General features: G+C 68.9%; 8 protein-coding genes. 2 read left to right on the forward strand and 6 right to left on the reverse strand.

The features are described 5' to 3' along the window. The 4 genes from JNK68_05760 to bioB all read right to left on the reverse strand — a co-directional run. Nucleotides 1-585 (reverse strand): methyltransferase domain-containing protein (locus JNK68_05760; GenBank protein ID MBL8539862.1); only part of this gene is annotated, 585 nt, incomplete at its 3' end. Beyond that, entirely contained in the window at nucleotides 578-1,342 is a 765-nt protein-coding gene (gene bioH / locus JNK68_05765; GenBank protein MBL8539863.1) for a pimeloyl-ACP methyl ester esterase BioH, read from the reverse strand. The genes JNK68_05760 and bioH, both read right to left, overlap by 8 nt. Beyond that, a complete protein-coding gene (gene bioF / locus JNK68_05770) occupies nucleotides 1,339-2,490 on the reverse strand; it encodes an 8-amino-7-oxononanoate synthase (GenBank protein ID MBL8539864.1) in 1,152 nt (383 codons plus the stop codon). Before bioF ends, bioH begins: the two co-directional genes overlap by 4 nt. Nucleotides 2,491-2,521: 31 nt before the next feature. Next, nucleotides 2,522-3,490: a biotin synthase BioB gene (gene bioB, locus JNK68_05775; protein MBL8539865.1), complete on the reverse strand. Its 969-nt coding sequence runs from the start codon at nucleotides 3,488-3,490 to the stop codon at nucleotides 2,522-2,524. 47 nt (nucleotides 3,491-3,537) lie between these two features. On the opposite strand from bioB, the gene JNK68_05780 reads away from it, so the two are divergent. Beyond that, entirely contained in the window at nucleotides 3,538-4,263 is a 726-nt protein-coding gene (locus tag JNK68_05780) for a ComF family protein (protein MBL8539866.1), read from the forward strand. A 2-nt stretch (nucleotides 4,264-4,265) separates the two neighbouring features. Next, the gene (locus tag JNK68_05785; GenBank protein ID MBL8539867.1) at nucleotides 4,266-4,727 is read left to right on the forward strand and encodes a tRNA (cytidine(34)-2'-O)-methyltransferase; all 462 of its coding nucleotides are present in this window, start codon (nucleotides 4,266-4,268) and stop codon (nucleotides 4,725-4,727) included. Between the two features lie 7 nt (nucleotides 4,728-4,734). Here JNK68_05785 and JNK68_05790 read toward each other — a convergent pair whose 3' ends face one another. Both JNK68_05790 and JNK68_05795 read right to left on the reverse strand, forming a co-directional pair. Beyond that, a complete protein-coding gene (locus JNK68_05790) occupies nucleotides 4,735-6,681 on the reverse strand; it encodes a hypothetical protein (GenBank protein ID MBL8539868.1) in 1,947 nt (648 codons plus the stop codon). After that, nucleotides 6,678-6,926 (reverse strand): hypothetical protein (locus tag JNK68_05795; GenBank protein MBL8539869.1); only part of this gene is annotated, 249 nt, incomplete at its 5' end. The genes JNK68_05795 and JNK68_05790, both read right to left, overlap by 4 nt.

Consider the following 6,926-nt stretch of genomic DNA (forward strand, 5'->3'; position numbering starts at 1 on the left):
CGCGTGGACGAGCATGTCGCCGATGTCGTGCATGTCGACGAAGCGGTTGACGTGCGAGTGGCCGTCGGCCGCAGCGAACGCGGCGCGCAGTTCCTTCAGCGTGTCGGGGCCGAAGGTGGAGAACATGACAAGCCCGCCGGGACGCAGCACGCGCTGCAGTTCGCGCAGGGCGGCCGGCAGATCGGTCGCCCACTGCAGGGTTGCATTGGACCAGATGAGATCGACGCTGCCGGTCTTGAGCGGAAGCTGCTCGACATCGCCGCACAGCGACGCGACGCGCCGCCGACCCATTCCCATTCGCTGCAGCCACGAGCGCGACGCGCGCCCGGCCTGCAGCATGGACAACGCGATGTCGAGCGCGATCACCTGCGCATCGGGATAGCGACGCGCGAGCTCGCGCGCCCCGCTGCCGGTGCCGCTGCCCGCATCGAGCACGACCGCCGGCGTGAGCTTGACGTAGTCGAGGCGCTCGAACATCCGCCGCTCCATCTCCCGCTGCAACACGGCCGCCGCATCGTAGGTGGATGCCGCGCGATCGAACGAGCGGCGGACGTTGCGCTTGTCGAATTCGTGAGCGTCACTCATGGAAGTGTTCCAGCAGCGCCGCAGCACATGCGGCCTCGTGCGAAACGAAGGGACCATGCCCGGCCGCGGGGATGACCGTCAGGTGCGCATGCGGCAGCGCGCGGGCGAGCCATGCGCCGGCCGCTTCCGGGACGACGGCATCGCGCTCCCCGTGCAGCAGGAGCGTCGGCAAGCCGATCCGTCCGACTTCCGCGCGCAGGTCGGCGGTCGCGAGCATGTGCAACCCGGCATCGAGCGCTTCCGGGTCGGGCGCCGCCGCATGGGCGAGCCGGCGACGAAAGTCCGCGACCACCTGCCGCGGCGCCGGGCTGCCCATCGCCTGCAACGCGATGAAGCGATCGAGGGTGCCGCGGTAGTCCTTGTGCAACGCCCGCGCAAACGTCTCCAGATCGCCCAGCGCCGACCCCGCCGACCAACCCTCCCCCGCCGAGAAGCGCGGCGTGGCGGCGATCAACGCCAGGCGGCGCAGCCCGCCGGGGCGATCGAGCGCCCAGCGCATCGCCACCAGCGCCCCGAGCGACCACCCACACAGATGGACCGCCTGCGGAAACCGCTCGGCAAGGCCTCCGGCGAGTTCCACCAGCGCCGGCAAGGGCTCGCCGCGGCTGCGGCCGTGTCCGGGAAGATCGGGCACCTGGACGCGAAACCGCGTCGCCAGCCGTTCCGCCAGACCGTGACAGACCTCGCCGTGCATCGACCAGCCGTGCACGAGCACGAGCTCCGGCCCGGCACCCAGGGTCTCGACGTGCAGTCTCACTGCAGACGACTGAGGTGATCGAGCAATAAGGCGACATCGGCTTCGGAGTGCGCGGCCGAGAGCGAGATGCGCAGCCGCGCGGTGCTCTTCGGCACGGTGGGCGGACGAATCACCGGCACCCAGATGCCGGCGTCCTCGAGCGCAGCGCCGACTGCGAGGGCCGCCTCGTTGCCGCCGACCAGCAGCGGCTGGATCGGCGTGCTGGATTCGAGCAGACGCATGCGCCCCGGTCGCAGCGACGACTTCAGCTGCGCGATGAGGCTCGCGAGGCGCTCGCGCCGCCAGCCCTCACGCTCGATCACGTCGACGGAGGCGAGCAGTGCCCGGGCGAGCAGCGGCGGCAGCGCCGTCGTGTAGATGTAGGGACGCGCGCGCTGTACGAGCAGATCGATGAGCGTGGCCTCGCCCGCGACGAAGGCACCGAACACTCCGGCCGCCTTGCCGAGCGTTCCCATGTAGATCAGGTTCGGCGAACGCACGCCGCAGTGCGACGGTGTGCCCCGACCATCGCGACCGAGCACCCCGAAGCCGTGCGCGTCATCGAGCAGCAGCCAGGCACCGAAGCGCTCGCAGAGCGCCAGCAGTTCCGGCACCGGGGCCATGTCTCCGTCCATGCTGAACACCGCGTCGGTCGCGACCAGCTTGCGCGGGGCAGTCGACGCCGCCAGAAGCCGCTCCAGCGCATCGAGATCGCCGTGCGGATAGCGCCGGAAGACCGCGCGCGAGAGCAGCGCCGCGTCGTTCAGACAGGCGTGGTTGAGGCGGTCGGCGAACACCGCGTCGTGCCGGTCGAGGAGCGCCGTGACGATGCCGAGATTCGCCATGTAGCCCGTCGAGAACAGCAGGGCGCGCGGTGCCTCGACGAATTGCGCAAGCCGAACTTCGAGATCTTCGTGCGCCGCGTTGTGTCCGCACACCAGGTGCGATGCACCGGCGCCGACGCCGAGTTCCTGCGCACCGCGACAGGCGGCCTCGGCAATGCGCGGGTCCGCGGCCAGCCCGAGATAATCGTTCGAGGCGAAACAGAGGAGTTCGCGCCCGCCGACATGCGTGCGCGGCCGCAGCGCCCCGTGCACGCTGCGCCGCTGCCGCAGCAGGCGCTGCCCGTCGAGTGCCGCGAGCGCCGGCGCCAGATCCGGAATCTTCATCCCGCGCGAACCCGACGTGAGTGCGCCGGGCTCAACCCGCCGGGCGCAGGCCGAGCTTCGCGAAAAGCTGCTGGTCGCGCGTTGCCTCCGGGTTGCCGGTGGTCAGCAGTTTCTCGCCGTAGAAGATGGAGTTCGCACCGGCGAGAAAGCACAGCGCCTGCACCGCTTCCGACATCGCTTCGCGACCGGCGGAGAGCCGCACGTAAGCCGTCGGCATCGTGATGCGGGCGCAGGCGATGGTGCGGACGAACTCGAACGGATCGAGCGCGTCGGTGCCGGCGAGCGGCGTGCCCTCGACCTGCACCAGATTGTTGATTGGCACGCTCTCCGGGTATGGGTCGAGGTTCGCCAGCTGCGCGATGAGCCCCGCGCGGTGACGGCGCGACTCGCCCATGCCGACGATGCCGCCACAGCACACCGAGAGCCCGGCCGCGCGCACCTGATCGAGGGTGTCGAGCCGATCCGCGTAGGCGCGTGTGCCGACGATCTCGCCGTAGAACTCCGGAGCGGTGTCGAGATTGTGGTTGTAATAGTCGAGGCCGGCCGCCTTGAGCGTCTCCGCCTGTCCCGGCTTCAGCATGCCGAGCGTCGCGCAGGTCTCCAGCCCGAGTGCCTTGACGGCGCGCACCATGTCGGCGATGCGCTCGATGTCGCGCGCCTTCGGTCCGCGCCACGCCGCCCCCATGCAGAACCGGGTGGCGCCACTGTCCTTCGCCGCCCGCGCGGCATCGACAACGGAGTCGACCGGGAGCAGGTCGGCGTCGGCCACTCCCGTCCGGTATCGAACGGACTGCGGACAATACCCGCAATCTTCCGGGCAGCCCCCGGTCTTGACCGACAGCAGCGTCGAGAGCTGCATCTCGGCCGGATCGAAGTGCTGTCGATGCACCGTCTGCGCGCGATACATGAGTTGCGGAAACGGCAGCGCGAAGAGCGCTTCCACGTCCTCCACCGCCCACCTCACCGCCGTTCCTGCGGTCGCTGCGTCCACCGTCTCCATTTATCTATACTCCCTTCGAGCAAAGCCAAGGGCAACGAGTCTCGGCGATGGCAGGAACCTTGTCAATTCTGGCGGGCCGGTTATTGAACAGCGACGTGCTGCAGGGTCTGCTCGGCACTCCGGTGTGTCTGCTGTGCGGCGCGCGCGGCGGACGCGACGGCCTGTGCACGGGCTGTCGCGCCGCACTGCCGTGGCTCGCGTCGACGCGCTGCCCGACGTGCGCATCGCCGATGCCGCAGGCGCTGGTCTGCGGTCGCTGCCTCACGCATCCCCCGGTGGTCGATCGCGTCGACGCTGCGCTGATCTATGGCTATCCCGTCGACGGTCTCGTGCAAACGCTCAAGTATCGCCATCGTCTCGCCGCCGCGCACTGCCTGGGCACGTTGCTCGCGGAGGCGGTGGAACACGCTCCGCGCCCCGATCTCGTGCTGGCGGTTCCGCTGGGACCGCAGCGGCTGGCCGAGCGCGGCTTCAACCAGTCGCTCGAAATCGCGCGGGCGGCGGCGCGTGCGCTCGCGCTGCCGCTGGCAGCCGAGGCGTGTCGCCGTGTTCGCGATACGGCACCGCAGGCAGGGCTGGTCTTCGATGAGCGTGCGAAGAACGTGCGCCGCGCGTTCGTCTGCGACCTCGACCTCACCGGCAGACACGTCGCCCTGGTGGATGACGTTATGACCACCGGCGCTTCGCTCAATGAATGCGCGCGAGCGCTCAGGAAGCGGGGCGCAGCGCAGGTGGCGGGCTGGATCGTCGCCCGCACCCTGCTCGACCGCTGAGGATGTTTCACGTCGTTCTGTTCGAGCCGGAGATTCCACCCAACACCGGCAATGTCCTGCGCCTGTGCGCGAACACGGGAACCGTGCTGCATCTGGTTCGGCCGCTCGGTTTCTCGCTGCAGGACCGGCGGCTCGCCCGCGCCGGCCTCGACTATGCAGAACTCGCCACCGCCCGTGTCCACGACTGCTGGCGGGATTGCCGCGATGCGCTCCGTGACCGACGGTTCCTTGCCGTCTCGACCCGCGGGCAGACGCGCTACGACTGCGTCGCCTATCAGGCCGGTGATGTGTTGGTTTTCGGACCTGAAACGCGAGGACTACCCGAGGCGGTGTTGTCCGCGATGACGCCGGAGACCCGGCTCTGCATCCCGATGGTGGGCGCGAGCCGCAGTCTGAACCTCTCGAACGCCGTCGCCGTCGTCGTCTACGAGGCCTGGCGGCAGCTCGGATTCACCACCGGATGAGCCGCGTTCAGCGCAGCCGGCGCACGGGAATCTCGGTGCGCGTGCGGTCGCGCACGCCGACCTCCACCTCGACGCGCCCGTCACCCGAGACCGACCACGGCAGCGGCAGATTGTCCGGCACGATGCTGACGACATGGCGGCCGGCACCGACCGAGGGAAACTCGAAGCGGCCCTGGGCATCCGTGCGCACGGTGAAGCGGCCGTCGAGCAGGATGGTGACGTTAGCCGCGCCGTCTTCGCCGGCGTCGAGTCGGCCGTTGTCGTTGGCGTCGAGGAAGAGCACGCCGGCGACGATGCCCGAGCCTGTTCCAGGTGTGCCGCCGAGCGGCACGACCGGGGTGCCGGCCTGCCAGTCGTAACGCACGGAAAGAAACACGCCCCGATCATTGAGTCGCTGCACGAGCAGGAACGGGTCAGGAATGGGCGAGGTCACGACCAGGGGCTGGCGCCCGGTGTTCCGGTTCTCGTAATAGCTCGCGGTTGCTATCCAGCCGCTGGCGAAACCCCAGTTGAGCGAGGCGTTGGCGAGAACGTTCTGCGAGGCAGCCTGACCGAACGCTTCGTCCCAGCGCGCGTTGAGGTCGACGGAGAGGTCGCTGCGCAACTGCCCGCCGCCATAGACCGCGACACCGTAGCGGTTCGCGCTGTAACGCTCCAGATTTTCGCGTCCGAGGAGGAGCGAGGTGCTCAGGCGCGTGCCGGAAGAAATGCGCCAGGCCTGGTCAAGGGTGAGCTGCGTGTTGTTCTGCGAGTGGTCGGTCGCAAAGTTGGCCTGGAACCTTCCCTGCCCCCAGCGATTGGCCTGGTCCGCGAAGGCGAACATCGACCAGGCGTCGCCGACGCCCTCGCGGACGTTGGCACCGCCGCCCACGCCGAGACCGGCGAGAACCTGGTAGCGTGCATTGCCGATCGCATAGAGCGTCCCGCTGCCGCCCGACACGGGCATCACGTAGTCGACCCCGCCATCCACGGTCCACTGGCGGGTCTGAAACGCCGCGCGGTAATAGCCGCCTTCGATATTGCTCGGCAGCGGCTGGTTGCCCCAGACCAGGTTGGCCGGCAGGCGGAAGCCGCCGAACGAATGGAAGGTGCGACCGTCACGCGCACCGCCGTCGAGCCATACGCCGGCTCGTTCGGAGCCGCCATCGAGGTCGCTGCCGATGATGTTGAGCTGAGCCCGGGCGTTCGGCGTGGTCCATGCCGTTCCACCGTACCAGGAACGTGCGGACACGGTCGCACCCGTGGTCGTTGGACTGATAAAAAAGCGCGCATCGTTCACATCGACGGCCTGTACCGCAGCGGCCCACTCGCGCGAAAGACTCCACTGCATCCCGCCCGAGGCGACCCGTCCGCCCAGGCCCTCGAAGGTGGGCGTATAGAGTCCGGTGAAGATGCCGGGTTGACCGACGGACGCTTGCAGCTGGAACCCGGTCCCGGGGCGGCGCCACTCGGTGGCAGCGCCGACCGTGGGCAGCGTCGGCATGAAGAAACGGTACTGTTGCCGTGCGAGGTCGACGCTCGGACTGTTGAAGACGCCCAGGGCGTTGTTGCCGAACCATCCCCCGTTCATTGGCAGGCCGCGCTGCCAGAGAGACACCATCCCGCCCGACCCGATCAGGTCGTTGTTGGAAGTGCGCAGATTCGCATCCAGTGCGAACGCGCCGTAGTTCGGGGTGTCGAGCAAGCCGCCGAGGCGTATCCCGCTCTCATTGATCTGGTGGTCGTTGCGCGTGAGGCGGCTGGTCGCGACCTGCATCCGGAACGCGCGCGGCCAGCCATCGGGATTGCCGCCGCCGGCAACATCGTCCGCAACGTCCGGGGTCAGGTTGCCGCCGTCGATGAGCTGGTCTTCGTAATGGTCGGCCTCGCCCGGTGTGCCGATCTGGGCGCGAGTCGCCACGGAGGTGCATAGCAGGAGCAGGCACACTCCGCCCGCGGCGACGCGCTTTCTCACGGCGGAAACTGCTGGTCGAGCTCGATGCGCTGTCCGCTACCCCATTCCAGCGTGCCCCGGATTTTGACTGGGAAGACAACTTCGCCACCGTTGGCGGGTCCGGCATCGGCCACCAGCGCGATTGCCCGCGTTTCGCCGGGCAGGATAGGAAGCGTCGACGGTGCGTAATCGCGACGCTGACCCTTAGCGTCGACTCCGGACAGGAAACCCGCCAGTCGACCGTGGGCGTTGCCCATGTTGCGCAC

It is taken from the genome of Betaproteobacteria bacterium (assembly GCA_016791345.1).
GTDB lineage: Bacteria > Pseudomonadota > Gammaproteobacteria > Burkholderiales > JAEUMW01 > JAEUMW01.